Origin of the sequence: Patiriisocius sp. Uisw_017 (assembly GCF_047731265.1) — a bacterium.
In the GTDB taxonomy this organism is placed as follows: Bacteria; Bacteroidota; Bacteroidia; order Flavobacteriales; family Flavobacteriaceae; genus Patiriisocius.
In genome coordinates, this window is the sequence record NZ_CP159835.1 from 391,627 (window position 1) to 417,875 (window position 26,249).

Consider the following 26,249-nt stretch of genomic DNA (forward strand, 5'->3'; position numbering starts at 1 on the left):
ACTTAAGATAAGTTATTCTTAGGCACCTATAAAAAATGCAAAAAAATCTCCAAATATTCCAAAGACTGGCTGAAAAATTACTCGAAGCCGAAATAGAAGACCCGATAGCAAGTCCAATTCCTGCTTCGACATTATTTGAAACACTCCCAATTTCTTTAAAAGACAACCCAATTAGCGAAGAAGCCTTTGAAGAAATTCTAGAGAAAATTATACTCAGTACTCCCCGCACCGCGACACGATTATTTTTTAATCAGTTATTTGGAGGCAGAAACCCAAAAGCTACCCTAGGAGATTTAGTCGCTGTGATGCTCAACAATAGTATGTATACCTATAAAGTTGCAGGCCCTCAAGTTGGGATTGAAAAGGAAATTATTCGTAAATCTTGTGATTTAGTTGGTTATGGAAGAGACAGTGACGGCACCTTTGCTCCAGGTGGTTCTATGAGTAATTTTATGGCAATTATGATGGCGCGTGATGCCTTCAATTCAAACATTAAAAATAATGGTGTTTCTCAAAAACTAACACTATACACCTCTATTGAATCTCACTATTCAATTGCAAAAAATGCAGCTTTTATCGGAGTTGGAAAAAAACGTGTTCGGTATATAAATACGAATCAGTACGGTCAAATGGACCCAGACCATCTTGAAGTTAAAATCAAAGAAGACCTTCAGAACGGGTACCATCCATTTTTTGTAAATGCAACGGCAGGCACTACAGTTTTAGGAGCTTTTGATTCCATCGAACCGCTTTCTAAAATTTGCAAAAAATACTCATTATGGTTGCATTTAGACGGCGCTTATTGCGGGAGTGTGATTTTTAGCAGCAAATACAAGCATTTAGTTAAGGGTATTGAAAAAACAGACTCTTTTAGCTACAATGCACACAAAATGATAGGCACACCACTTACCTGTTCTATAATTTTAACGAACCACAAAAAACACCTCTACGACTCTTTTAGCAATGACGCATCATATTTATATCAAACAGATGGTGATGATTACAATTTAGGCAAAACCTCGATCCAATGTGGACGTCGCAACGATGCCCTAAAATTCTGGACTGTTTGGAAAAGTGTTGGAACTTTAGGATTAGAAAAAATTGTAGACCATCAGTTTTATTTGGCCCAAGTTGCAAGAGATTACATTCTTAAAAACAAAGATTACACTTTGTATAGTTTTGATGATTCTATTTCGATTTGTTTTAATTATAAAAATATTCCTGCACAAGTTTTATGCACAGCACTTTATGAACATGCCGAAGCAATGGTTGGATTTGGGACTTTTAGGGAGATCGAATTTATCAGACTTATTACCATAAATAGTAACAATAGCGAAGTTGAGATTATAAACTTCTTTTCGATTTTAGAGGATTTTGCAGCTAAAAATGAAACTTATTTAAGACAAATAGCTTTAAAAGAATCAATTCCAATATAAGAATAGCACTTTCCTTTAGAATCTAAGGCGGCTGTTTTTAAAATCTTTGATACATTTACGCTATGAGCGAAGACCTTCATAAAGAGCAAAGTATTGCCGTTGCTGAGAAGCGAGAAAGTATTATTTCAGAAAATAGTAAAAGGCATTTTAAATACCGTGGTTCTGAATGTTTAAATTGTGGCCAACCGCTGGACCTTAGTGATCGTTATTGTCCTTATTGTTCTCAACTTAATAGCACCAAACATTTATCTTTCACAGACTTTTTTCTTGAATTTTTTAGTAGTCTGGTAAGCTATGATTCAAAATTGCGATATACTGTTAAAGATTTACTCTTTAAACCAGGGACTATAACAAGAAACTACATTAGTGGACAACGGATGAAGTATAGTAATCCGTTTCGCTTTTTTTTGAGTGTTTCGATTATCTACTTTTTGCTATCCAGTATTGTTAATTTTTTTAGCCCAAGTTCAAAAATGGCTGTTTTTAACAATAGCGATGATGCTGAAAGAGAACTAAGTGTTAATAATAACGTGTCGAGTATAATATTTGAGAATAACAATGATAAAGAAATTGAAGAAGCGATTCAAATCTTGGAGGCAAACCCAACAACAAAACAATGGGCAGTAAGATTAAAAAGAGAAGATTCTATTAGGCGTGCTAAAATAAGCAAAGAAGAAAAAACAATACGAATATTTAATGGAGACACCATTTTTGAAAATAACTACTCAGGCAGGGTTAAACAATTAGAAGAAAAAGGAAATGTTCAAGGCTTTTTTTTGAAAGCTGTGCTTTTAAGAGATTTCTATACTAAAACCGAAATCAAATCTGCTTCCATAGCGCTGGACAGTTTAAAACTCCCTAAATCAAAAACAAATGTTTGGCTCTATCATAAAAATAATAGTGTAGACCGTGTACAAGAGGACCCCGTTAGTTTTGCCCAGTTTGTTCTTAGTAAAACTCCCTTTTTTCTTTTCTTTTTTGCTCCAATTTTCGCGCTTATCTTTTGGTTACTATATGTAAGAAGACCTTTTAGTTATATGGAACATCTTGTGTTTATTTTTCATATTTTTAGCTTTATATTTCTGTCATTATTAATTATATCAATACCAGATTTAATTTTTGGTTATGAGGTTTTTGTAGAGATTTTCTTCTTACTTGTCGGGCCTTTTTACTTTTATAAAGCACTCAGAAATTTTTATAAACAGTCCCGTTTGAAAACGATTTTAAAATTTGTACTTTTAAACATCATTTTTACAATTAGTGTAACAACTGCAGCAACCCTATTTTTTGCTGTAACTGCTGCCACATATTAATATGGTACAACAAGTAACAAAAGGCATAAAGGTTTCGATAGAAACAAGGTTTGAAGGCTCTTTTATTCATAATGGAAAGGGCAAATATTCCTTTGGGTATACCATTAGTATAGAAAACCAAAGTAAAGATACGGTACAATTAAAAGCCCGTAGTTGGCAGATCAAAGATGCATTAAACGATAATGATGCGGTGTATGGCGAAGGTGTAGTGGGAAGAAAACCAGTAATAAAACCCGGCCAATCTCATACGTATAGCAGTGGTTGTTTGTTAAATAGTCCTTTTGGATCTATGAGTGGCTACTATGAAATGATAAACTTTTCAACTACTAAAAAGTTTAAAGTTAACATTCCCAGTTTTAAGTTGAGTGCTCCTTTTTCAATGAATTAAATTCTTTGAATGACATAACGATCTTCATTTTTATTTTCTTGTTATTTTGCAATACGTGACAATATGCACAATGTGAATCATAGGTAAATTCAAAGTCATCACTCACATTAAAACCTTTTGAATAATAAACCCCATCAAAATTTAATTCTAAAAAGGTGTTATATCTTTTTATTCTGAAATGGTGTGCGGGCAATGACTCCTTTTTCACAAGTTGAAAATAAGCATTGCTTCCAGCACCAGCTAACAAATGAAGGCCCTTTAATAAAATATTCTCCGTACTTTGAAACAACTCTGAAGTGTTTTCTGGTATGTTACTTTTGTCAAAATAGTTTTTAAGATTTTCTTTAAATGCAGAACCTGTAAATTCTTTAATAACGCCGTTAGCAACTTCAAATACGGGCGACGAATTTGCTCCAATTTCAACATTACCTACTGTACTTGGTGTAAAACGCTTATTGAATTCTAACTTTTTTATAATTTTCACTTCTTTAGTTGCGGCTAGGATGGTATCTGTAACAAAACGAGAACAATTACTCCCTTCCTTTTCAAAAACGCCATAAGGAACACTTCCCTTTTGCTGCAATTGTTCTATATAATTTAATGCTTTTTTATAATCAATAGCATCACAAACAGATGCTAACAACCTCCCAGATCCATTTGTTTTTTTTGGGTTTGCATCAACCCAAAGCAATAGCTCTTCTAAATTAGCAACTTTATTGTTCTCTATTATTGCATCCAAGGGTAATTTTAATTCGGCATCAGTGATTACGCTTCTTAGACGCCCCTTTCCAGGCGGTGTAATGTAGCGTCCAAAATCGTAATATCGTGTTTTTCCTGTCTCGTTCTCTATTAAAATTAACGCCGCATGCCCTGCTTTAATGTACTCTTTAGTCCCCAAACCCATAATTGGTAGCACTTTACAAATAAACTCCGTACTCATCTTAACGTACGTATCTGGAAATGCAATAATTACTATTTTTCCGTTGTAATTCACAGTTGGTTATTTGTAATATTTTTAGATTCTAAATCTTCGTAACGCATTTTTACAATACTATCATCTTTAATAATTTGCGTGATACTCTTGGTTGCCACATACCCTCTATCCATGACAAGATTTGTTTCATTATTACCTTCTCCAGCAGTTTTATGGAAGTTCAAAATAGTTTCACACGCAGGCCGTAACGATGAAAACAGAAAGGCAGAGAACCATTGTTCCCGTTTCTTTTTTACTTCGGAAGAATACAATAAAGAAGACGACCATATTTGTGGTGCCAAGGGCTTTTCAGTAAAAAACTGATTGGTCCCATCCCAAACCAATTCAAAAATTCTTAAATTTATATTCCAATCGACCATTACAATGGTAAATGGCTCTATTCCACTAAAATCGTATGTATCAATTTTATTCAAAACGGCATCTGATACTAATAAATCTTTTACTATAATTCCGCGGCTCATTCTATAACGCTCTTCACGTTGATGCGCAGCAAAACCACCATTAAGTAAACAAACAGCTCGTTTCTTGTCAGAAATACCTATCCAACTACCGCCTGCCAGTTCATCCTTAGGATACATTAATTGAACTCCATCTTCAGTATACATCATTGGTCTTATAGTTCCACGACGCGGAGCTTCATCCCTATTAGATGTTAAGACAAAATTCTCTAAAGAATTTGGTATAAATGTTAACGTGCACAAAAGCAAATGATTTAAGTTTTCAAAGCCAAATATAAATCATAGGACTTGAAAAATATATGCTCAAACCAAATTATGTTTACCAAGGATGAGAATAAATGCCAAAAATTAAATACCTGAATTATATAATAATGATTTTGATTGTTAAACCTATCTCATCACCTCTATATTCTAAATTTAGATTTTTGTACCTTCGCGACACAAAATAGAGTTGAATAATAACCAGTCTTTTAGAGATAATAAAGGCTTAAAAATAAAATGAATGGGAAAAGGATTTTTTCACGTACCAGTTGCAGTAAATGAACCTGTAAAAGACTACGTACCAGGCTCACCCGAGCGAGAAGAAGTTTCAAAAACATACAAAAAAATGTATGATCAGACAATTGAAGTACCGCTTTACATTAATGGAAAAGATGTAAAAACTAGCGATACCGCAACGATGTCTCCTCCTCATGATCACAAACACATTTTAGGAACCTATCATCGTGCCGAGAAAAAGCATATTGATGAAGCTATTTCTACAGCACTAAAAGCAAGAGAACAATGGTCTCAAACTCCTTGGGAGCAACGTGCTGCGATTTTCTTAAGAGCTGCAGAGTTGATTGCAGGACCTTATCGAGCAAAAATTAACGCCGCTACTATGCTTGCACAGTCTAAAACTATTTACCAAGCAGAAATTGACGCCTCTTGTGAATTAATAGACTTTTTGCGTTTTAATGTACAGTACATGACCGAAATCTATCACGAGCAACCAGCGTCTACATCGGGTGCTTGGAATAGATTAGAATATAGACCTTTAGAAGGTTTTATATATGCAATAACCCCATTTAACTTTACAGCCATTGCCGCTAACTTACCGGCAAGTGCCGCATTAATGGGTAATGTTGTGATTTGGAAACCTAGCGACAGCCAAGTGTTTTCGGCAAAAATAATCTTGGATATTTTTAAGGAAGCCGGTGTACCTGATGGTGTTATTAATATGGTTATGGGAGACCCTGTTATGATTACTGATACCGTTTTAGCAAGTCCTGATTTTAGCGGAGTTCATTTTACAGGTTCTACACATGTATTTAAGGATATATGGCAAAAAATTGGAACCAACATCCATAACTACAAAACCTATCCTCGCATCGTTGGAGAAACTGGAGGAAAAGACTTTATTGTAGCTCACAAAACTGCAAACCCAGCCCAAGTTGCAACCGCAATTGCACGCGGAGCATTTGAGTTTCAAGGTCAGAAGTGTAGCGCAGCGAGTAGATGTTATATAAGCGAAAGCATCTGGGAAGAAGTGAAAGATATTTTAATAGCCCAAGTGAATAGCTTTAAAATAGGATCTCCTGAAGATATGGGTAATTTTATTACGGCGGTAATCCACGAAGGATCCTTTGACAAATTAGTAAAATATATTGACGGTGCTAAAAAAGATAAAAATGCAACTATTATAGCAGGTGGCACTTACGATAAATCTGAAGGCTATTTTATTCACCCAACGGTAATTGAAACTAAAGACCCTAAATACACAACAATGTATACTGAGCTTTTTGGACCTGTTGTTACTATCTATGTATTTGAGGACAGTAAATGGGAAGAAACATTAGAACTAGTTGACAGCACTAGTGAGTATGCTTTAACTGGAGCTGTAATAAGCGCAGATCGTTACGCCTTAGAAGTTGCTATTAAGAAGTTAGAAAATGCAGCAGGAAACTTTTATGTAAACGACAAGCCTACTGGAGCCGTAGTTGGACAACAACCTTTTGGTGGCGCTAGAGCAAGTGGCACTAATGATAAAGCTGGAAGCAAATTAAATTTATATCGTTGGATTTCTCCACGTATGATTAAAGAAACATTTGTAACTCCAACAGATTATAAATATCCATTTTTAGGATAAGCCAAACATACTTAAATAAAAATGCCGCACAAAAAGTGCGGCATTTTTTATGTTGCAAAAACACTTTACTTTATTCGAAAATTTTTACTTCTCCCACTTTAGCATGTTGTGAATTTAAAGCAACGTTATCTGAATTCACTATCATCACAACCACTTCAAGATTCTCGACCACATATTCAGCAGGCATTGTTATATTGAGTGTTCTTTGGTATAGTTCATAAGGACCCGCAGCAGAAATTTCATCTCCTAAAACATTGGTTAATGAAAGCCTTAACACTTCGTTGTGTTCAAAATCTGGAATGGGGTTTCCTGCACCAAAATAGGGGCTTGAAGGATCATCGTTGAAATAATTTACTTGTGGGTATATAAGTCCATTTTCAATTAAGTACACCACCAATTTATCTCCTGATCCTGCACCATTTCTGTAGACTGCTTCTACATTTACAGCAAGGTCATTGCCGCTAACTGATGAGCTAATTCCTATTGCTAGATCTGTAGATTGCCCTGCGATTGATGTGATCTCTGAAGGAGTGTAAGGTTGCGACCAAACTGTTGTTCTGTTAATTCGTGCCTGCGGAAAACCAAAAGCTTCAAATGTTTCTTTTAAAATATCTATATCTTCAAAGTCAAATGGATCTGGGAAACTGTTTGCTGTTTCGTGAAGCTTTACAATTGAAACATCATCTGTTAAATCTTTAAGGGTGTAAATAGCCGCTGATACAGCCGGACAAAACCCACACCAAGCTCCTGTATAATCTTCAACCACAATTTTACGCTTCGGAATATATACTGAAAAAGGTTTGGCTTCGGTCTCCAATATTACACCGCTATCATCATAGGATGCATAGGCAGAAAATTCTCCTTCATTAGGCGAAGCGAAAGTTGATCCAGAAATTGCAGTATCATTTACAAAAATAGTTGATGACCCCGTGACGTCTGTGCCTTGATTGTCTACTACTCTAAATTCAATGGTCTGATCATTCATTGCTCTAGAGACATTCAGCAACAAAGAACGCTCTTCATTACTAATAATATTAAAATCTAAACTATTACTTGTAACTTGATCAAAAGTAGCAGAAACTTGAAAACTGCCCGTAGTATCAAAAGCATAACTGGAACCTAAAATTTCGGTTTGATTCACAAAGAAAGTTCCTTCTGTTGTATAGTCTAAACCATCATTCCCCGTTAATACGAAGTCAACGGTCTGATTTACCGGAATAATATCGATAGCTGCAGAACTTGAGAGCACTAAACTTTCAACATTACTAATCCCACTTAATGGAAGATTATCCTCTTGTCTACTGCAAGAAAAAATGATTAATGCAAAAGCAAGAGTACTTAAAAGAAATATTTTTTTTTTGTTTTTCATAACAATGGCATTTAGTTTGAGTGTATAAAAATAGTGGTTTATAGCCTACTTGTTTAAGGATATAAAAAAATACCACATATAAATTCTAAAATTAACTAATTAAAATTATTTTAACTACTATTGTTACCCTTAAAACCTTGTATTATGAAAAAAATTGTATTCCTTCTAAGTATCCTAATCTCTACTATATCGCTAGGACAAGAAGAATTGCCAAGCGTAGATTTAACCACAATTGATGGCAAAACAAAAAATAGTCGGGATGCAGTTAAACAAGACAATGTCGTTGTTGTTTCTCTTTGGGCTACTTGGTGTGTTCCTTGTCTAAAAGAATTAGATGCAATTAGTGAAGTTTATGAAGATTGGCAAGACGAAACCAATGTACAACTTATTGCTGTATCAGTTGACGACAGTCGTACCATAAAAAGAGTAAAACCTTTAATTAATGGTAAGGGCTGGGACTATGAAGTTTTGTTAGATGAAAACAACGATTTTAAACGAGCTTTAGGAGCATCGACAGTGCCACTTACACTCATCATTAAGGATAGTAAAATAGTGTATCGACATTCAGGATACACTCCAGGTTCTGAAGAAGAACTTTATGAAAAAATTAAAGAGTATGCAAATTAGTATACTCGTGAATCAATAAAAACTAATGGTTAGTAGCTTTCGAGTCACTAACCATTAGTCGTTTTTAAAAACCTTACTATTCATACTAATTAAGTAGGGTATCAAATTGAATAAAAACCACTAACAAACAAATCAATGAAAAAAATTATTTTAAGCATCGCTATTCTTACCTGTAGCCTTGGTTTTGCCCAAGATAACGGATATTTTTTTGGAGGTTTTGAATCAAATTCTCAATGGCTTCTTGATGATGAGGGTATTATGTTTGACGCTCCCGATGACCAATTTAGAGCCAACAACTACTTACAATTAAATTACACCCTTGGAAAGTTTACCGCAGGCGTTCAATACGAATCTTATTTACCTTCTGCATTATTAGGGTATGCTCCTATTTATGATAATCAAAGTGGTATTGCAAGTTATCACCTAAATTATAAGGGTGAAAAACTTGATATTACTGCAGGTTATTTCTATGAGCAGTTTGGAAGTGGCCTCATTTTTAGAACTTGGGAAGATCGACAATTAGGAATAAATAATGCCATTAGAGGAATACGAATTAAAGCAAACATAACACCAGAATTTGACTTAACTGCTATTTACGGACAACAAAGAAACGGTTTTGAAATAAGTGAAGGGGTTATGCAAGGGGTAGACGCTAACTTTAATCTAAGTAGTGCATTAGAGATGGAAGATGTAGACTTAAAAATAGGTGCTAGTTATTTAGGCAGGTATCAAGATGTAAATGGAAATGATACCATACCAGATGTTGTTAATGTTTATGGAGGAAGATTGGATTTTGTGTTAGGTAATATTTACGGAGCAATTGAGGCGAACGCAAAATCTAATGATGTGATCGTAAATGAAGGACAAATTGTTTCTAACAAATTGTACGATGGTACTTCCATGCAAGTTGACCTTGGATATTCTCAAAAAGGTTTGGGCGTAAATGGTACGTTTAGAAGATTAGAAAACTGGAGTTTCTTTTCAGATAGGGACGCTGAAGGAAACGTGTTTAATCAACAAATCCTTAATTTCATCCCTGGTCTTACAAAACAACAAGATTATCTACTAACTAATATTTATGTATATAACCCCCAGCCTAGGCTAATAATAGAATCTTTTGACCAGCGTGCAGGAGAAGTTGGTGGACAAATAGATTTCTTTTATAGTTTTAAAGGAGATGGGTTTTTAGGCAAGTATAAAACTAAAATTGCCGTTAATTACTCTTACTGGGCTGGCTTAGATGCAGAATTTAATGTTGCCAATAAATATTATGAAGCAAAATTTATTGGGGATGGACCGCGCTACTTTAGAGATTTTAGTTTCGAAGTAAAAAACAAATGGTCTAAATCCTTCAATACGGTATTAACATTCCAAGATGTAATTATAGACAAAGGTATTGTAGAGGGAGGTCCCTTAGGTACTCAGGGGCAAACACATTCCTATATAGCAGTTTTAGAAGGCTCTTATAAATTGGGGAATGGAAGATCATTTAGAGCTGTAATACAACACTTAGCAGATAAAGAAGGAGAAAAAGAACTTACCAACAATAGTGGTGAGTTTATAGACACCTCCATTCTTGATGGAAACTGGGCAGGAGCCGTTGTAGAGTATAATTTCAACTCAACCTATTCGGTGTATTTTGCAGATGCTTGGAATTATGGAGGTACTGGAGAAGAACATTATTATAGTATGGGAGGGAGTTACTCAAAAGGAAGAACCCGTCTTGGCTTAAACTATGGTCGCCAACGTGGTGGTCTAATATGTGTTGGTGGAGTTTGTAGATTTGTACCCACAAATACTGGTGTAAGCGCAAACCTTGTAGTATCTTTCTAAAAAACAACTTTTTTCAAAATCTTATAAAGTGCTGTTTCTTTAGAAATAGCACTTTTTTTTATTTTTGCATCACAATAAAAATACTGAAAAACCAATATCAGTGAGTAGTTAAACACCTAACACAATATAATTTTAGATTGTTGATTTTTAGTTTATTAAAATATATTCTATTGTCAGTTCGATCGCAGTCTAGAATTATTCGACAGTTAAAAGTAGGCTTCGACTGCGCTTAACAAGACCTTTAGATATTATTTCAACTGTAACCTGAGTTACTAACTGCTGACCTCTAAAAACCGAAATGGAAAGAGACTTAGAACAAGAAATATATTCAAGCACTTTGCTTAATATTTCTGAATTTAAAATCAAAACTGGAAGCGAGGAATATTCTGCCTGTCGATACAAGATAAATGAATTCCACATTGTTTGCAGAACTGCAAAAACAACGCCTAAAAAAATTGGACAATTCGTAACTTTTTAGAAACGAAACAATAATGGAATCACAGCGCCTTTAGATGAAACAGATGCACTCGATTTTTACGTCGTTAACACTAACAAAGAAGATAGAAGGGGCCAATTTATAGTTCCAAAAACTGTTCTCATTGAACGAGGAATCGTTTCGACCACTGAAAAAACAGGAAAAAGAGGATTTAGAATATATCCCCTTGGGACATAACTAATAATAAGCAGGCCAAAAGGAGTCAAGAATGGCAACTTAAATATTTTATAGCAATAGATGAAAACACAGATTTACTTTTATTAAAAAATTTATATTTAAACGGGTAAAAACTATATAAAAAGCAAAAGCCCGACATTTTTAAATGCCAGGCTTTTGCTTTTTATTAAAATAATCAAACTTAGCGTTTAATAACACGAGTAGTTTGCGAAACTTTATTTTCATTAGTAAGCTGCACTATGTATGCTTGCGTAGCAAGATCACCCATACTAATTTGTTGTGTGCCTGCAAGGATCATTTCATTTTTAACCAATCTACCTTGTAAATCATAAATAGCGATTTGTAGGTTTTCTTGAGAAGTTATTTCTAAAGTTTCTCTTATCACTGTAGAAGTAATTGCGTACTCAAACAAACTAGCTTCTTCTAAACCTAAAGTAGGATCATAGCGGTATGTAATGCTTAATTCTGGACCAATCGCAGTCGTTCCTGCCATATCTGTTTGATAAAATCTGAACACATAATCTGCAGGCAAAGAAGCATCTACATTAGGACCCCCGTGAAAAATATGATTTCCATCAGGTGTTGTAGCCCCAGCCAAAAGCTCTATAGATCCATTGAATGGATATGTTTGACCCACAGCAATAACTGTGTAGCAAAGTCCAAAACAAATCTCTCCATCAGAACCATCAACAGTTGCGCTAACTAGTTCCGCTTTGAGATAAATGGTTTCAGCATTAGGATTTGTTATAAAATATTTGAGAGATGAATCTGCAAATACAACAGAATTAGTTGCGTAAACATCTCCATCCTCATAGATAGTTCCATTGCCATCTACAAAAGTAAATTGGGCTTGTAAGCTTATAGCAGAAAGTAACAAACCAAAGAATAAGTAATTAAGTTTCATAGTTTTTTTTTGAAATTATTAATTGGGTAATATACGACTTATATGTTAAAATTCATTTTATCTCTTTTACTTTAACAAATTTTATTAAAACTACTAAAACATTAATAAAAAGGACTTTAACCTATAGAAACACTAGGACTTTGCCTAGAGAAAATACTTCCTTTTTGTGTTAAATTTTTTAAATATTAACTACTATTTTGCTATATTCGCTACACATTAACTTTAAAAATAAAAAATTATGTCAAAGAAATTACCTATTAGTTTACTTTTCTTTTTCTTGGCCTTAGGTATTTATGCACAACCAACTATTGTTGGCACCGCGGCAGAGGATAGAAATGTAGTACTCGAAGAATTTACAGGAATTAATTGTGTCTTTTGTCCAGAGGGGCACGCGATTGCTCAACAACTCAAAGATAACAATCCAGCAGATGTCTTCTTAGTTAACATTCACTCAGGTGGATTCGCAAGTCCTAGTGCAAGTCAACCAGACTTCAGAACACAATGGGGAGAAGCCATTGATAATCAAAGTGGTCTTGCTGGCTACCCAGCGGGTACTATAAACCGTGAGAATTTTCCAGGACTAGAACAAGGAGCCCCAGGATCTACGGCTATAGGGCGTGGTGGATGGGTGAATGCTGCTAATCAAGTTTTTGCAGAATCATCTTATTTAAATATGGCAGTTACGGCATCTATGGATGCCCCATCAAACACCATGGATATTTTAGTAGAAGCGTTTTACACAGGAGACAGTCCAGCAGCAACAAATTTTTTAAATGTTGCTATTTTACAAAACAACACTACTGGTCCACAATCAGGAGGTGGAGCAGGAAACAACTATGTTCACCAGCATAGATTAATTGACTTAGTTACTGGACAATGGGGTGAGGAAATCTCAACCGTGAATACAGGCGATCTTATTTCAAGAACTTATAGCTACAATCCCCCTAGCGATATTAATGGAGTTCCCGTGGACCCAAGTGAATTAGAGATTGTTGTTTTTATGACTGAAACAACACAGCTATTAGTAAGTGGTAGCGGCAGTCTTGTCTCTTTAGAACCATTAACAAATGCAAATGACGCAAACGTTGTAAGCGTTAGTGATATAGATGACACTTGTAATACAAGTATCACTCCTTCCGTTTTAATTTCTAACACAGGTACAGATGCTCTTACGAGTTTAGTAATTACGTATGATGTAAATGGCGAAAATCCAGTAACATTTAATTGGACTGGAAATCTTGCCTCTTTAGAAGCTGAATTGGTAGAATTACCTGAAATCAGTTTTACATCAGGCGCAACAAACACAGTAAATGTTTCTGTTCCTAATGATGATTTTAACGACAATAATGCAAGCGCTACAACATTTGGTCCCGCTCCAGAAACTGTTGGGACTATGCGTTTAAGAGTATCACTAGACAACTGGGCAGAAGAATGTTCTTGGGAATTTAGAGATTCTTCAGGAACTGTGCTTGAATCTGGTAGCTATACAGGCGGTGCGGGTACTGCAGGTGACGATCTAACGACTTTTAACTACACATTCAATTTCGCAGACGACTGTATTACATTTAGTATTGAAGATACTTTTGGTGACGGCCTTACTGTAGGAGGAAATGGTGGTTTTGAATTGAAAGATGCTAATGACGTTATCATCTATGCTTTCAACGATAATTTTGGTAGTGGAGTTACACTTCCTTTTGATTCTAATGGAGTTCTAGAAATAGAAGACAATAGATTTAATACAATTACTATCTATCCAAACCCAGCAACTGATATCGTAAACATTAAAAATGCTGAAAATAGTGCAATAGAAGTTTACAATATGCTAGGGCAACTAGTAATAACTAAAAACAATATAAGTGCCGATGCTCAAATGAATGTTTCAAGTTTAGTTACTGGAACTTATTTTGTAAAGATTTCTAATGGAAATGTAACTACCACTAAAAAGTTGTTAGTTTCAAAATAATATTTCTAAACACTTAAATACTAAAAATCCCCAATGTACTATTGGGGATTTTTTTTAAGACTTATTTTGTACGATACTTAAGAGGAAGATGAACAACACTCTTGGTTTCAAAAAATTCTTCTTTAAATATTTCAGCTAAAGAATAGACCTTAGCTTTTGGGAAATCTGTTAATTCTTCAGTAAGATCCCCACCCTTCAAATACAAAATACCATTCTTCAACTCGTGGTTATTCTTTTTTACAGTGCGTCCCTTCACCCATCGCACAAAAGTTTCCATTTGCGCTACAGCTCTACTTACAATAAAGTCATAATTATCATCAATCGTTTCTACCCGGGCATTGGTTACTTTAACGTTGGTTAACCCCAAGCCTTCTTTTACTTCATTGACAACTTTGATTTTTTTTCCAATACTGTCCACTAGGTGAAATTGCGTGTCAGGAAAAAGAATCGCCAATGGTATACCTGGAAAACCACCCCCCGTACCAACATCCAATATTTTTGAACCAGGTTTGAATGACTGTACTTTAGCAACACCCAACGAATGCAGTACATGACGAAGATATATTTCATCAATATCCTTTCTGGAAACTACATTTACTTTTAAATTCCAATCTTTATAAAGGGCCGCAAGACTTTCAAATTGAGCTCTTTGTTTTTCAGAAAGTACAGGGAAATAATGAAGAATCTGTTCCATAAAAATAATTAAACAACAAAAGTAAGACTTCTTAATATAATTTTGTGAAGAACCGTATCCCTAATACGCAATAGATGCTTATTTTTGTAAATTATTATTGTGGTCTTTTAATTTAAAATAATATATTCATGCAAGCTCCTTTAAAATTCTCTCGCGTAGATTCTGCCAAGTTTTTTAGAACACTCAATAAAAGAGTAAATGGTTATTTTAAAGAAAATGATATTTCTAAATCTGGAAACTGGAAACTTCATATCAAAACCATCGTGATGTTCTCATTATACTTGACTCCATATTTCTTGTTATTGACCTTAAATCTGCCAACTTGGGCGCAGTTTATAATGACCCTTATTATGGGTGTTGGCATGGCGGGTATTGGAATGAATGTTATGCACGACGCCAACCACGGTGCTTATTCTTCTAAAAATTGGATTAATAAAATTTTAGGAAGTAGTATTTATATTCTTGCTGGAAATGTTTATAACTGGCAAGTACAACACAATGTACTGCATCATACATATACCAACATTCATGGACACGATGAAGATTTAGAAGCAGGAAGGATTCTAAGATTCTCAAAACATGCAGAATGGAAAAGATTTCATAAGTTCCAACACTACTATAGCATCTTTTTATATGGGCTTCTTACTTTTAATTGGGCAATCACTACAGATTTTCAGCAAACTAAAAGATACTTAAAAAGGAAACTATCATTTGGTAAACTTCCCAAACCATCCATGCAATGGACAACGTTGATTATTACTAAGCTTATTTATTTTAGTATTTGGGTCGTAATACCATTGCTGTTTTTTGACATCGCGTGGTGGAAAATTTTAATAGGTTTCTTTATTATGCATTATGTCGCTGGATTAATTTTGAGCATCGTATTCCAATTGGCCCACGTTGTAGAAGGCGCGACAATGCCTTTACCAGATGCCACAGGAACAATGAAAAACACTTGGGCGATTCATCAATTATTTACTACTGTAAATTTTGGAACTAAAAATAGAATCATGAATTGGTTCACTGGTGGTCTCAACCACCAAGTAGAACATCATATTTTTCCTAATATTAGCCACGTGCATTACACCAAAATTTCTAAGATTGTTAGAGAGACGGCAAAAGAATTTAATCTACCATATAACGAATATAAAACTACACGCAAGGCACTTATCGCTCATTTCAGACATTTAAAAGAAATGGGAATGAAACCTGTGGCCACTGCATAATAAAAATTATGAGGAATTTACTTTCTGACCGAATAAACAATATGGCGACCTCAGCAACTCTAGCGATGGCTGACAAAGCAAGAGAACTAAGAGCTTCTGGAAATAGTATTATTGGTCTTAGCTTAGGAGAACCTGATTTTACCATACCCGATTTTGTCAAGCAAGCAGCAATAGATGCTATAAATCAAGATTATCACTCCTACACGCCTGTTGATGGTTATGTCGAATTAAAAGCAGCCATCATAGAAAAATTTAAACGAGACAATACGTTAACATACACACCATCACAAATTGTTGTTTCAACAGGAGCAAAACAAACGCTTTACAATCTTGCACAAGTGCTATTAAACGATGGCGACGAGGTTCTTTTACCTGCACCTTATTGGGTTAGCTATAACGATATTGCAAAGGTTGCTGGTGGGGTTCCTATAGAAATAAAAACGAATATTGAAAACGATTTTAAGGTAACACCTCAAGCCCTAGAAGCCGCAATAACTCCTAAAACAAAAATGATTATTTACAGCAGCCCTTGCAACCCTAGCGGTTCTGTTTATAATAGAACTGAATTAAGAGCACTTGCCGATGTACTTGTTAAATACCCTGAAATAATTGTTGTTAGCGACGAAATTTATGAGCATATAAATTTCACGTCTGCACACGTTTCTATGGCTAGTTTTGAAGATATGTTTGATCGCACGGTTACCGTTAATGGTGTTTCAAAGGCATACTCAATGACCGGTTGGAGAATTGGTTATATGGGAGCGCCTGAAGTTATTGCGCGGGCCTGTAATAAAATACAGGGACAAGTGACTAGTGGAGCAAACTGCATTGCACAGCGCGCTACTATTGCAGCGCTAGAAAATCCACCTAGTAGAATACAATATATGGTGGATGCTTTTAAAGAACGTAGAACTTTAATATTAAACCTTCTTGCTGAAATTCCAGGTTTTAAAACGAATGAACCCGAAGGTGCTTTTTACGTCTTTCCAGACATTTCAGCGTTCTTTGGAAAAACATTGAACGGTACTAAAATTGAATCTGCCACCGATTTTTCTTTATACCTTTTAGAAGAAGCAAAGGTAGCGACCGTTACTGGTGAAGCTTTTGGGGACCCTAACTGTATTAGAATTTCGTATGCAGCATCCAATCAAGATATCATAAACGCGATGAAGGCTATCAAAGAAGCTGTGCTATAGATTGAAGATACAATTATCTTTGCTATTATATAAAGCCCCCATTGGACTCATATCTAATAGGGGCTTTGTTTTGTGAAAATTTAAGCAATGCTTATTTTTCAATGATACTTTTATGTGATACACCTGTTTCAGTTGACACAGTAACAATATAACGACCAATAGATAAGTTTGTATTAATGGTAACTTCATTTTGACTAGGTGTATTTGTGTAGACAGTACTTCTCAGTACATTATCAATAGCGACACTTCCAGCACCAATCATTGCATTCAATAATTTAGTTATAATAACCCCCACCGCTAACAAGAAGAATTATTTTAATAATAGTAGTTTTGCAGTACATTAGCACAAACTTTAATAGCTACCCGCATTAGTGGGCATAAAATATGGCAAAAATACTCCTTTTAGGATCTGGTGAGTTGGGCAAAGAATTAGTAATCACAGCACAAAGACTTGGTCATTATGTGATTGCGGTAGACAATTATGAAGAAGCTCCGGCAATGCAAGTTGCACAAGAATTTGAAAAAATTGATATGTTAGATGGCGATGCACTTGATGCTATTGTAGCAAAACATCGTCCAGATTATATAGTCCCTGAAATCGAAGCAATTCGCACAGAGCGACTATATGAGTACGAAAAACAAGGGTATACCGTTGTGCCATCTGCCAAGGCCGTTAATTACACTATGAACCGCAAGGCGATACGTGACTTAGCAGCTAAAGACTTAAAGTTAAAAACAGCTACTTATAGGTATGCCACCTCAGCATTAGAGTTAATAAGTGCTGTAGCCGAAATAGGGATGCCCTGTGTGGTAAAACCATTAATGTCTTCTAGCGGAAAAGGACAAAGCACTATTAAAAATACAACTGACATTGAAAACGCTTGGAACTATAGTCAAGAAGGATCAAGAGGAGACGTTGCCGAAGTTATTGTGGAAGCATTCATAGATTTTGATTATGAAATCACCTTACTTACTGTTACACAAAAAAACGGGGGCACCCTATTCTGTCCGCCTATAGGGCATCGTCAAGAACGAGGTGATTATCAAGAAAGTTGGCAACCTGCTCAAATGGATCCAAAAGATCTACAAGAAGCACAACAAATGGCGGCAAAAGTTACCGATGCGTTAACTGGTAATGGTCTATGGGGTGTAGAATTTTTTATTGGAAAAGAAGGCGTTTATTTTTCAGAACTATCTCCAAGACCACACGATACGGGTATGGTAACCTTGGCAAACACTCAAAATTTCAACGAATTCGAATTGCATTTAAGAGCTATTCTAGGATTACCACTAGTTGAAATAACGCTGGAGAGAATAGGTGCAAGCGCAGTAGTTTTAGCATCACAGAATTCTGAAAAACCTACATTTCACAATCTGGATACGGTAGCGTCAAGCCCTAAAACCGATTTTAGAATTTTTGGGAAACCAACATCTCGACCCTATCGTAGGATGGGAGTTGTTGTAACGTATGATGCAATTGGCGGCGATATAACTCAGGTAACACAAAAAGCGAAGGATTTAGCTCAAACCATCAAAATCAGCTATTAAAATTGAATTTAGTACCTTAGCCATTCATTTACAGCGTTTCAAGTTTTGAAAAAAACCTTTGTTATACTACTACTATTTCTTTCCAATGGGCTATTGGGTCAGGAAGATGAGCAAAAATTCACACTGTATTTTGATAATGATGTTTCAGAATTGAACGCAGCACACCTAGCAATAATCGATAGTATAAAATTTTCAGAAGAAAAACATGAACTTGATGTCCATATAAAAGGATATACAAATGCCGTAGGTGATTTTTTGTATAATGTTCACCTTTCTGAAAAACGAGCTAAAAATGTTCAATCTTTGCTTCGAGAATTCACGATCATTTCATCTAAAGGCTATGGAGAGCTTGCTTCAGATGCTGCATCAAACAGACGTGTTGATATTTTAGTGCACCATAAAAAAGATCATATTGCAACGCTTGATGAAATTGTAATTCTACCAAAGATCAGTACACCAGTCGCGACTAAAATAAACAGGAATACTCAATTTAAAATTGGTGACAAACTTACTTTAGAAGGTATTATGTTCTATAAAGATAGGGATGTAATTATGGATGAAAGTCGAGATGCTTTGGATAACTTGGTTGCGTTTCTAGAAAAAAATACAAATGTAAAATTTAAGCTCATTGGTCATATTTGCTGCGGCCACCCTTCAAATCCTGCTACAGATTTACTAAATAAACGAACAGGAAGACGAAATTTGAGTGAAGCTCGGGCAAAATCTGTATACAGTTACTTAGCAAAAAAAGGAATTAAAAAGCATCGAATGAGATATATAGGGATGGCATACAAGCAGCCCAAGGGCAAAGATAATATTTTAGATAGACGGGTAGAAATTGAAATAACTGACATCGATTAGAATGAGGTTTGAGATTTTCAAAATTTCTAGTTTCTGGAGAGAAAACTAAATCCCTAGCCGTTTTAAATATTAGATTATAAAATAATTACTTGATATTTAAATTTCACTGCTGCTGCTTTTCAGCTTAATTGGTTTTAGTAAATTTAAGCCCACTTCTTATCCTTTCCTCTTTCATAGGATGCAGCAAATTTGGTCTTTCTTCTAATTAAATGCTCTAAAAATCATCGATTTCTCCAAAAGAAAGGAGTAAATAGTATCAATACCGTAAATAATTCCAACCTACCAATAAGCATTAAAAAAGTAGCCCACCATTTTGCTAAATCTGGCAATGCTCTATAGGAATTCACAGGCCCTAAATCGCCCAAGGCGGGTCCAACATTTCCTAGGGCAGAAGCTGCTCCACCGAGCGCCGTACTAAAATCTAATCCTAACAAAGAAAAAACCAAGACTCCAATTATAAAAGAGAGCATATACAAAATAAAAAAGCCAAGGACATTAAAAACAATAGGTTGTTTAACAGCACGATTGTTATAACGAACTGGCAAAATAGCGTGTGGATGTAGGGTACGCTTAAATTCCATCACCCCATTTTTAATCATTATTAAATGTCTTACAATTTTAATCCCCCCAGAAGTTGAACCTGAAGAACCTCCTAAAAACATAAGACCAAAGAAAATGATGGTTAGTAAAGGGGTCCAAACCGTATAATCTGCTGAAACAAATCCCGTCGTAGTAATAACTGCCAAAACCTGAAATAAAGAGTGACGAATAACACTTTCTAGTTCTCCCCAAACCATAGGATGAACAATCGAACTTTGAGTAATATCTGATTTAAAGTAGAGGAATAAGACAACAATTGTTGTTATTCCAAAAACTATAAAACTGTATGTTTTAAATTCTTCATCCTGAATGATTTTTCTAAACTTAAATTTGAAACCGAAATAACTCAAAACAAAATTGGTTCCAGCAAGAAACATAAAGACGATGATGATATACTGGATCATTGGGGTATCGTTCCAATGTGCTATACTAGCATTTTTAGTAGAGAAACCCCCTGTACTTAGCGTACTAAGAGAATGGTTTATGGCATCAAAGAAAGACATTCCCGCGATGTATAAAAATAAGGTCTCAAGTGCTGTGTAACCAACATAAATTAACCAAAGTCGTTTAGCTGTATCAGTAATTCTAGGGTGTAATTTATCTCCTCCAGGACCCGGCGCTTCCGCAGCAAACAACTGCATACCGCCTATTCCTAGAAGCGGTAAAATAGCAACAGCAAGCACAATAATACCCATACCTCCTATCCAATGTGTCACACTTCGCCAAAAGAGAATACCATATGGCATACTTTCAATATCGCTAAGTATGGTAGCTCCTGTGGTGGTATAACCACTCATCGTTTCAAAAAAAGCGTTTGTAAAACCCGGAATAGCTCCTGTAAATAAGTAGGGTATGGTTCCGGCAAGTGCCATTATAAGCCAACCAAAGGTTACTATAATATAGCCTTCTCGTTTATGAATTTCCTTTCGGTGTTTTCTAGTGACCAACATAATGAGTCCCCCAAAAATTAGTGTAACGAGTCCTGATAAAAGCATTTCTTTAAAAACACCATCATTATAAACAGCACTAATAATACTAGAAATTAGCATGAAAACACCATTAACTCCTAATAAGAGTCCCATGATGTGCGTAATAATCTTGTAGTTTACTTTTGAAATGAAATTCATCAAATAAAGAGTTTTTCTACTTTTCCAATAGATTGTGGAAGACAACAAACTACAATACGGTCGCCAGTTTCAATTTTAAAATCTCCCAGTGCGATTATACCTTCACCGTTTCTAACAATACCTCCAATGATCGCTGAACGGGGTATATCAATATCCTTTATTTTTTCGCCTGCTACTTTTGAAGTAGGAGTAACAATAAACTCAAGCAACTCCGCATTCATATTATTGAGTTTGGTCATTGCCACGACCTCTCCTTTTCTTATGTATCTGAATATATTGTTGGCCGCAAGAAGTTTTTTATTAATCAATGTATCAATACCAATTGAATGCGATAATTGAAAATAATCCATATTCTCAACTAAAGCAATTGTCTTTTTAACACCTTTGGATTTAGCCACCAAACAAGACATAATATTAGTTTCGCTATTACCAGTTACCGAAATAAAAGCATCCATTTCTTGAATGTCTTCTTCTAATAATAATTCAACATTGCGTCCATCTCCGTTTATAACAAGGCAATTGGGAATGTCATCTGCAATCTCAAAAGCTTTTTCCTTATCGTTTTCAATAAGTTTTACCCGAAAACTATTTTTACATAAATCATTGGCTGTTTTATATCCAATATTACTTCCTCCAAGAATCATTACGTTTTTAATTTCGTGACGTTCTTTATTGGTAAGTTTATAGATTTCGTCAACACCTTCTTTTGTCGTGACAAAATATACTTGATCTCCTTCTTTAAATTTAGTGTCTCCTCGGGGAATAACTGTATACTGAGTACCAAAACGCTGCATAGCAATTGGCGCATATTTAAGGGTAGGGTATTTTTCAGCAACTTCCTTAACCGAGTGATCTACAAAACTATTAGTCCTGCTCAAATGCAAACCTATCATTGTTAAAGCACCATCTTCAAATTCGTAGGTATCATTAAAAGCACTTTGATTGAGTAATAACTCTATTTCATTTGCTGCTAGTGATTCTGGTGAAATAAGCTCGTCAATACCAAATTTTGTAAACCCTACTTCATCCTTTCTCTCAATAAATTCAGTGTTTGAGATTCTAGCAATAGTTCGCTTCGCCCCTAATTGTTTCGCCAATACACATACTGTAATATTTGTAGTTTCAGAAGAAGTTACCGCGATTACCAGATCTGTATCGTTAACACGACTATCTTCTAATATTTTTATCGAAGTAGCATCACCACGAACTACCCGAATATCCAGTTGGGTATCTGCATTTGCTAAAGAATCACGATTGGTATCAATCAACGTGATATTTTGCGACTCGAAAGATAATAGTTTAGCTAAATGGAATCCAACCTCTCCAGCACCTGCAATAATTATTTTCATTATTTATTAAAGTAGAACTGCAAAGATATTGAAATTTTAGATGTTCTTTGTCGTTCTTGTCTTATATCCATTGATATAAGACAAGAACGACAAAGAAATAGCATCTCAACACAGACTATTGTGTGAATTATTTTTTACTGAAATTTATTATTTGATTGCTTTTCAGAAATATTACAAACGTTAAAAAAACTAATTTTGTTTATGAAATTACTAGGCATTGGCTCCAGAATTAATCACCCAGAATACGGTAAAGGCGTTGTTACGAATGTAACCTCGAGAATGTATTGGGTAACCTTTATAGAAAATGGATTAGAAACCATTGATATTGACGCCACCTTTGATGTTATTGAGGCTGCAGAAGATGAAGTAGATACCATTAGTTTTTATGAAGTAGAATCTTCTTTAATAAACATCCTTAAAAAATGGAGTGATATGAGTGAAGTGGTTCCAATTGCAGATAAATATAAAGGAGGAACTATGGTCTTGCAGCCCAAAGAGGCTGGCTTGTCTAATAAAGAGATCCCTATTAACACTTTCTTTCATAAAGTTGTAATGCTGAGAGACCGCCTGCGTGTTATGGAACAAAAAATAAACAGCAGTAAAAACCTTGATGATCAAGAAAAAGTAGATCTGCAACAATATATAACCCGCTGTTATGGCAGTTTGACTACTTTTAATGTACTATTTAAAAATAACTCTCAAAATTTTAAAGGAGACGGTGGCAAAAAAGCATAATGGCTTATAATTTGATAACCTCATTTAAACTAATAAAAAAAAAGAATCTCATATATTATGGAACACACACCCGTACAACCACCACTTATTATTAGGGAGCTAACGAGCGAAAAACGCATAGCATTTTATCGAAAAACCTACACCCACCTAGCACTGGCAGTATTATTATTTATACTTGTTGAAATGATTTTTTTCCAAATTGAGCCATTGCTTAAATTTGCGCTTTCCCTAACACAAGGATGGCTTTGGCTTGCAATGTTGGGTGGATTTATGATGGTCACTAGATACGCTGAAAAAATGGCATTAAACACCCACGATAAGTCCAAACAATATCTTGCTTTGGGAATCTATGTAGTGGCAGAAGCATTTATTTTTATCCCACTTATTTTTATATCTATATCTATCGCCGCAGAAGGTGGTGCGCATATTCTGAGTCAAGCAGCCATAATGACATTGTCCTTGTTTACTGGATTGTCTGCCATTGTATTATTAACTAAGAAAGACTTTTCATTTTTACGTGCTGGATTAGCCATTGGATTTTTTGTCGCGATGGGTCTTATCGTTGCGGGAACTTTATTTGGTTTTAATTTGGGGCTTTGGTTTAGCGTTGGTATGGTTTTACTTGCATCTGGATCTATATTATATCAAACATCAAATATGGTGCACAAATACGAGGAAGATCAATATGTTGCAGCATCCTTAGGGTTATTTGCTTCTTTGATGTTACTGTTTTGGTACATCTTAAGCATTTTGAATAGAAACTAAATTATCACACATACTTATTTTGAATTAAAATCGTTCGTGTTTAAGGCCCTTTCATTTAAACAATTCTTAAAACCAGACTTTTTTATGCTATATCTTTTACAAGAAATACCTTTACCTACTGAAGGTTATTTGGTAATCCTGCTTGTAATTTTGGCTATTTGCCTTATTTCTTTCTTAGGATTCGAAAATTGGTATTCGTCTTATTATGACAAACCACTCTACCGAAATTTCTTAGTCTATAAAAAATTAGCTCCATCTCAAATAGCACTCTTAAAAACCGAATTTCCTTTTTATAATTCGCTAACCAAAGAACTTCAAGGACAATTTCAGCATCGCGTGGCAACCTTTATTAAAAATAAAGAATTTGTAGCGCGCGAATCTTTAGAAATAACCCAAGAAAATAAAACACTTATTGCTGCCATGGCTTGTAAATTAAGCTTCGGAAGAAAAAACTATACCTATACAATAATGGATTACATCCTTGTATATCCAGGCGTATTTTACAGTAATACCAACGATGCACATCATAAAGGTGAGTTTAATCCAAGACAAAAAAGCCTCGTACTTTCCTGGGAAGATTTTGAAAAAGGATATCGAATTGGCAACGATAATTATAATTTAGGATTGCACGAGTTTATGCACGCAATGCACCTAGAGGCTAAAGTAGGACGAGATATTGACTCTGCCCGCTTTATGAAACATTTTAACCTAATACTGCAACGTTTAGCAGACGAGGACTTAAAAAAAACATTAGATGAAACACGATTTTTTAGAGCGTACGCTTTTACAAATCAATATGAATTTATGGCGGTACTCACCGAGTATTATTTTGAAAGTCCCAAAGAATTAAAAGAGTTGTTCCCTGAGGTGTACCAGCATATAAATGCGATGCTTAATTTGGGGTTTGTGTTCAATTTAGAGAAAAGATCCTCCCGAAGCATTGAGACTGAAAAATAAAGGCTAAAGTGTTGAAATAATCAAAAGCTATAAAGCTCCCAAGTTTTTCTTAAGTATAGCTTTTACTATGTTCTTTGCGTGTATTCGGCTATTCTCAATGAACCATTTATGGGTTTCAGTCCCTCCACAAATAACGCCTGCTAAATATAAATTTTCAACGTTGCTTTCCATCGTTTCTTCATTATAAATTGGAATTCTCTTTTCTACGGAAAGTTGAATGCCAGCATTTGATAGAAATTCAAAATTGGGTTTATATCCCGTGAGTGCAATTACAAAATCGTTTTTCAATTTTAAAACTTCTTTCGGTGTCTTTAGCAGCACCTCTTTTTCTGTTATTTCAGCTATTTCAGTATTAAAATAGGCCTTGATACTTCCCTCTTCAATTCTGTTAATCACGTCAGGTCGCACCCAATATTTAACACGTTCCCCAATGGCGTTTCCACGAACTATCATGGTCACATTCCCTCCTTTTCGATAGATTTCTAAAGCCGCATCAACCGCGCTATTACTTGCTCCAACAACAATAACGTCTTGCAAAATATAGGGATGTGCCTCTTTATAGTAATGAGTGACTTTGGGAAGGTCCTCCCCCGGAACATTTAATAATTGTGGAAGGTCATAAAACCCAGTAGCAATCACAACGTGTGTTGTGCTATAGTTTTCATTATCTGAAGTTACTAAAAAAGTGCCCCCTTCTTTTTCAACCGACAAAACGGTCTCAAAAAGATTTATTTTTAGCGTATTAGAAGTGGTAACTCTGCGATAATATTCGAGCGCTTCGTTTCTATCTGGCTTAGCGTTTTTGCTAATAAACGGAATCTCGTCAATTTCCAATTTTTCTGAAGTAGAGAAAAAAGACATGTTTAAAGGGTACTCAAACAAAGAGTTTGTGAGCGCTCCTTTTTCGATCACTACATAGTTGAGATTGTTCTTTTTACATTCTAAAGCGCAAGCAATACCTATGGGCCCTGCTCCAATTATGAGTACGTCTAAAGAGTTGTTCATTTAGCAAAGATAAAAGATTTCCCTCCTACGCGAGCACTTTAGAGGACTTGCGGGTGTCTGGTTTAGCTTGCCAAGTTTCAAAATGTAGAACAAAAATAAC

At 35.2% G+C, this 26,249-nt stretch carries 23 protein-coding genes and 1 pseudogene; 15 read left to right on the forward strand and 9 right to left on the reverse strand.

Annotated elements, in window-relative coordinates; genetic code table 11:
- Positions 1–35: 35 nt before the first annotated feature.
- The 3 genes from ABXT67_RS01855 (at position 36) to apaG (ending at position 3,137) form a co-directional block, all read left to right on the forward strand.
- The gene (locus tag ABXT67_RS01855; protein ID WP_415375598.1) at positions 36–1,436 is read left to right on the forward strand and encodes a pyridoxal phosphate-dependent decarboxylase family protein; all 1,401 of its coding nucleotides are present in this window, start codon (positions 36–38) and stop codon (positions 1,434–1,436) included.
- 62 nt (positions 1,437–1,498) lie between these two features.
- Positions 1,499–2,749, forward strand: coding sequence for a DUF3667 domain-containing protein (locus ABXT67_RS01860; protein ID WP_415375599.1), 1,251 nt, complete (start codon positions 1,499–1,501; stop codon positions 2,747–2,749).
- Between the two features lies 1 nt (position 2,750).
- Positions 2,751–3,137 carry a Co2+/Mg2+ efflux protein ApaG gene (apaG, locus tag ABXT67_RS01865; protein ID WP_415375600.1) on the forward strand — a complete coding sequence of 129 codons (387 nt, stop codon included), beginning with the start codon at positions 2,751–2,753 and terminating at the stop codon, positions 3,135–3,137.
- Here apaG and ABXT67_RS01870 read toward each other — a convergent pair.
- Together ABXT67_RS01870 and ABXT67_RS01875 are read right to left on the reverse strand one after the other, a co-directional pair.
- The gene (locus tag ABXT67_RS01870) at positions 3,106–4,131 is read right to left on the reverse strand and encodes a DUF6695 family protein (RefSeq protein ID WP_415375601.1); all 1,026 of its coding nucleotides are present in this window, start codon (positions 4,129–4,131) and stop codon (positions 3,106–3,108) included. The two genes, apaG and ABXT67_RS01870, sit on opposite strands and share 32 nt — an antisense overlap.
- Complete coding sequence (locus ABXT67_RS01875; RefSeq protein WP_415375602.1) at positions 4,128–4,832, reverse strand: NRDE family protein; 705 nt, start codon at positions 4,830–4,832, stop codon at positions 4,128–4,130. The genes ABXT67_RS01870 and ABXT67_RS01875 overlap by 4 nt, the downstream gene beginning before the upstream one ends.
- A gap of 259 nt (positions 4,833–5,091) precedes the next feature.
- Between ABXT67_RS01875 and pruA the strand changes: the two genes are divergently transcribed.
- Positions 5,092–6,717 (forward strand): L-glutamate gamma-semialdehyde dehydrogenase, encoded by a 1,626-nt coding sequence (gene pruA, locus ABXT67_RS01880; RefSeq protein WP_415375603.1) that lies wholly within the window; start codon positions 5,092–5,094, stop codon positions 6,715–6,717.
- Positions 6,718–6,787: 70 nt separating this feature from the next.
- Here pruA and ABXT67_RS01885 read toward each other — a convergent pair whose 3' ends face one another.
- On the reverse strand, positions 6,788–8,086 hold the full coding sequence (locus ABXT67_RS01885; RefSeq protein WP_415375604.1) for an Omp28-related outer membrane protein: 1,299 nt from the start codon (positions 8,084–8,086) through the stop codon (positions 6,788–6,790).
- 144 nt (positions 8,087–8,230) lie between these two features.
- Here ABXT67_RS01885 and ABXT67_RS01890 point away from each other — a divergent pair, with 144 nt between their 5' ends.
- The 3 genes and pseudogenes from ABXT67_RS01890 (at position 8,231) to ABXT67_RS01900 (ending at position 11,219) form a co-directional block, all read left to right on the forward strand.
- Positions 8,231–8,713 carry a TlpA family protein disulfide reductase gene (locus ABXT67_RS01890; RefSeq protein ID WP_415375605.1) on the forward strand — a complete coding sequence of 161 codons (483 nt, stop codon included), beginning with the start codon at positions 8,231–8,233 and terminating at the stop codon, positions 8,711–8,713.
- Between the two features lie 135 nt (positions 8,714–8,848).
- The gene (locus tag ABXT67_RS01895; protein WP_415375606.1) at positions 8,849–10,546 is read left to right on the forward strand and encodes a DUF6029 family protein; all 1,698 of its coding nucleotides are present in this window, start codon (positions 8,849–8,851) and stop codon (positions 10,544–10,546) included.
- Between the two features lie 298 nt (positions 10,547–10,844).
- Positions 10,845–11,219, forward strand: a pseudogene (locus ABXT67_RS01900) (MepB family protein).
- 181 nt (positions 11,220–11,400) lie between these two features.
- Here ABXT67_RS01900 and ABXT67_RS01905 read toward each other — a convergent pair.
- The gene (locus ABXT67_RS01905) at positions 11,401–12,123 is read right to left on the reverse strand and encodes a T9SS type A sorting domain-containing protein (RefSeq protein ID WP_415375607.1); all 723 of its coding nucleotides are present in this window, start codon (positions 12,121–12,123) and stop codon (positions 11,401–11,403) included.
- Positions 12,124–12,361: 238 nt separating this feature from the next.
- On the opposite strand from ABXT67_RS01905, the gene ABXT67_RS01910 reads away from it, so the two are divergent.
- Positions 12,362–14,086, forward strand: coding sequence for a T9SS type A sorting domain-containing protein (locus ABXT67_RS01910; protein ID WP_415375608.1), 1,725 nt, complete (start codon positions 12,362–12,364; stop codon positions 14,084–14,086).
- A gap of 61 nt (positions 14,087–14,147) precedes the next feature.
- Here ABXT67_RS01910 and rsmG read toward each other — a convergent pair whose 3' ends face one another.
- Positions 14,148–14,780: a 16S rRNA (guanine(527)-N(7))-methyltransferase RsmG gene (gene rsmG, locus ABXT67_RS01915; protein WP_415375609.1), complete on the reverse strand. Its 633-nt coding sequence runs from the start codon at positions 14,778–14,780 to the stop codon at positions 14,148–14,150.
- 128 nt (positions 14,781–14,908) lie between these two features.
- Here rsmG and ABXT67_RS01920 point away from each other — a divergent pair, with 128 nt between their 5' ends.
- Both ABXT67_RS01920 and ABXT67_RS01925 read left to right on the forward strand, forming a co-directional pair.
- Positions 14,909–16,006 carry a fatty acid desaturase family protein gene (locus ABXT67_RS01920; RefSeq protein ID WP_415375610.1) on the forward strand — a complete coding sequence of 366 codons (1,098 nt, stop codon included), beginning with the start codon at positions 14,909–14,911 and terminating at the stop codon, positions 16,004–16,006.
- An 8-nt stretch (positions 16,007–16,014) separates the two neighbouring features.
- Positions 16,015–17,202, forward strand: a complete 1,188-nt coding sequence (locus ABXT67_RS01925) for a pyridoxal phosphate-dependent aminotransferase (RefSeq protein WP_415375611.1) — start codon at positions 16,015–16,017, stop codon at positions 17,200–17,202.
- Positions 17,203–17,293: 91 nt separating this feature from the next.
- On the opposite strand, the gene ABXT67_RS01930 is transcribed toward ABXT67_RS01925, so the two are convergent.
- The gene (locus ABXT67_RS01930; RefSeq protein WP_415375612.1) at positions 17,294–17,473 is read right to left on the reverse strand and encodes a hypothetical protein; all 180 of its coding nucleotides are present in this window, start codon (positions 17,471–17,473) and stop codon (positions 17,294–17,296) included.
- A gap of 113 nt (positions 17,474–17,586) precedes the next feature.
- On the opposite strand from ABXT67_RS01930, the gene purT reads away from it, so the two are divergent.
- Positions 17,587–18,750: a formate-dependent phosphoribosylglycinamide formyltransferase gene (purT, locus tag ABXT67_RS01935; protein ID WP_415375613.1), complete on the forward strand. Its 1,164-nt coding sequence runs from the start codon at positions 17,587–17,589 to the stop codon at positions 18,748–18,750.
- Between the two features lie 45 nt (positions 18,751–18,795).
- Positions 18,796–19,611: an OmpA family protein gene (locus ABXT67_RS01940; RefSeq protein WP_415375614.1), complete on the forward strand. Its 816-nt coding sequence runs from the start codon at positions 18,796–18,798 to the stop codon at positions 19,609–19,611.
- A gap of 221 nt (positions 19,612–19,832) precedes the next feature.
- Here the strand turns inward: ABXT67_RS01940 and ABXT67_RS01945 are convergent, their stop codons facing one another.
- Both ABXT67_RS01945 and trkA read right to left on the reverse strand, forming a co-directional pair.
- Positions 19,833–21,338 (reverse strand): TrkH family potassium uptake protein, encoded by a 1,506-nt coding sequence (locus tag ABXT67_RS01945; protein WP_415375615.1) that lies wholly within the window; start codon positions 21,336–21,338, stop codon positions 19,833–19,835.
- Positions 21,338–22,687: a Trk system potassium transporter TrkA gene (trkA, locus tag ABXT67_RS01950; RefSeq protein WP_415375616.1), complete on the reverse strand. Its 1,350-nt coding sequence runs from the start codon at positions 22,685–22,687 to the stop codon at positions 21,338–21,340. Before trkA ends, ABXT67_RS01945 begins: the two co-directional genes overlap by 1 nt.
- A 201-nt stretch (positions 22,688–22,888) precedes the next feature.
- On the opposite strand from trkA, the gene ABXT67_RS01955 reads away from it, so the two are divergent.
- From ABXT67_RS01955 to ABXT67_RS01965, 3 genes are all read left to right on the forward strand, one after another.
- Positions 22,889–23,422 carry a hypothetical protein gene (locus ABXT67_RS01955; protein ID WP_415375617.1) on the forward strand — a complete coding sequence of 178 codons (534 nt, stop codon included), beginning with the start codon at positions 22,889–22,891 and terminating at the stop codon, positions 23,420–23,422.
- A 57-nt stretch (positions 23,423–23,479) separates the two neighbouring features.
- Complete coding sequence (locus ABXT67_RS01960) at positions 23,480–24,187, forward strand: Bax inhibitor-1 family protein (protein ID WP_415375618.1); 708 nt, start codon at positions 23,480–23,482, stop codon at positions 24,185–24,187.
- An 84-nt stretch (positions 24,188–24,271) separates the two neighbouring features.
- Positions 24,272–25,144, forward strand: coding sequence for a zinc-dependent peptidase (locus tag ABXT67_RS01965; RefSeq protein ID WP_415375619.1), 873 nt, complete (start codon positions 24,272–24,274; stop codon positions 25,142–25,144).
- Between the two features lie 27 nt (positions 25,145–25,171).
- Here ABXT67_RS01965 and ABXT67_RS01970 read toward each other — a convergent pair whose 3' ends face one another.
- The gene (locus tag ABXT67_RS01970) at positions 25,172–26,149 is read right to left on the reverse strand and encodes a YpdA family putative bacillithiol disulfide reductase (RefSeq protein WP_415375620.1); all 978 of its coding nucleotides are present in this window, start codon (positions 26,147–26,149) and stop codon (positions 25,172–25,174) included.
- Between the last annotated feature and the right edge of the window lie 100 nt (positions 26,150–26,249).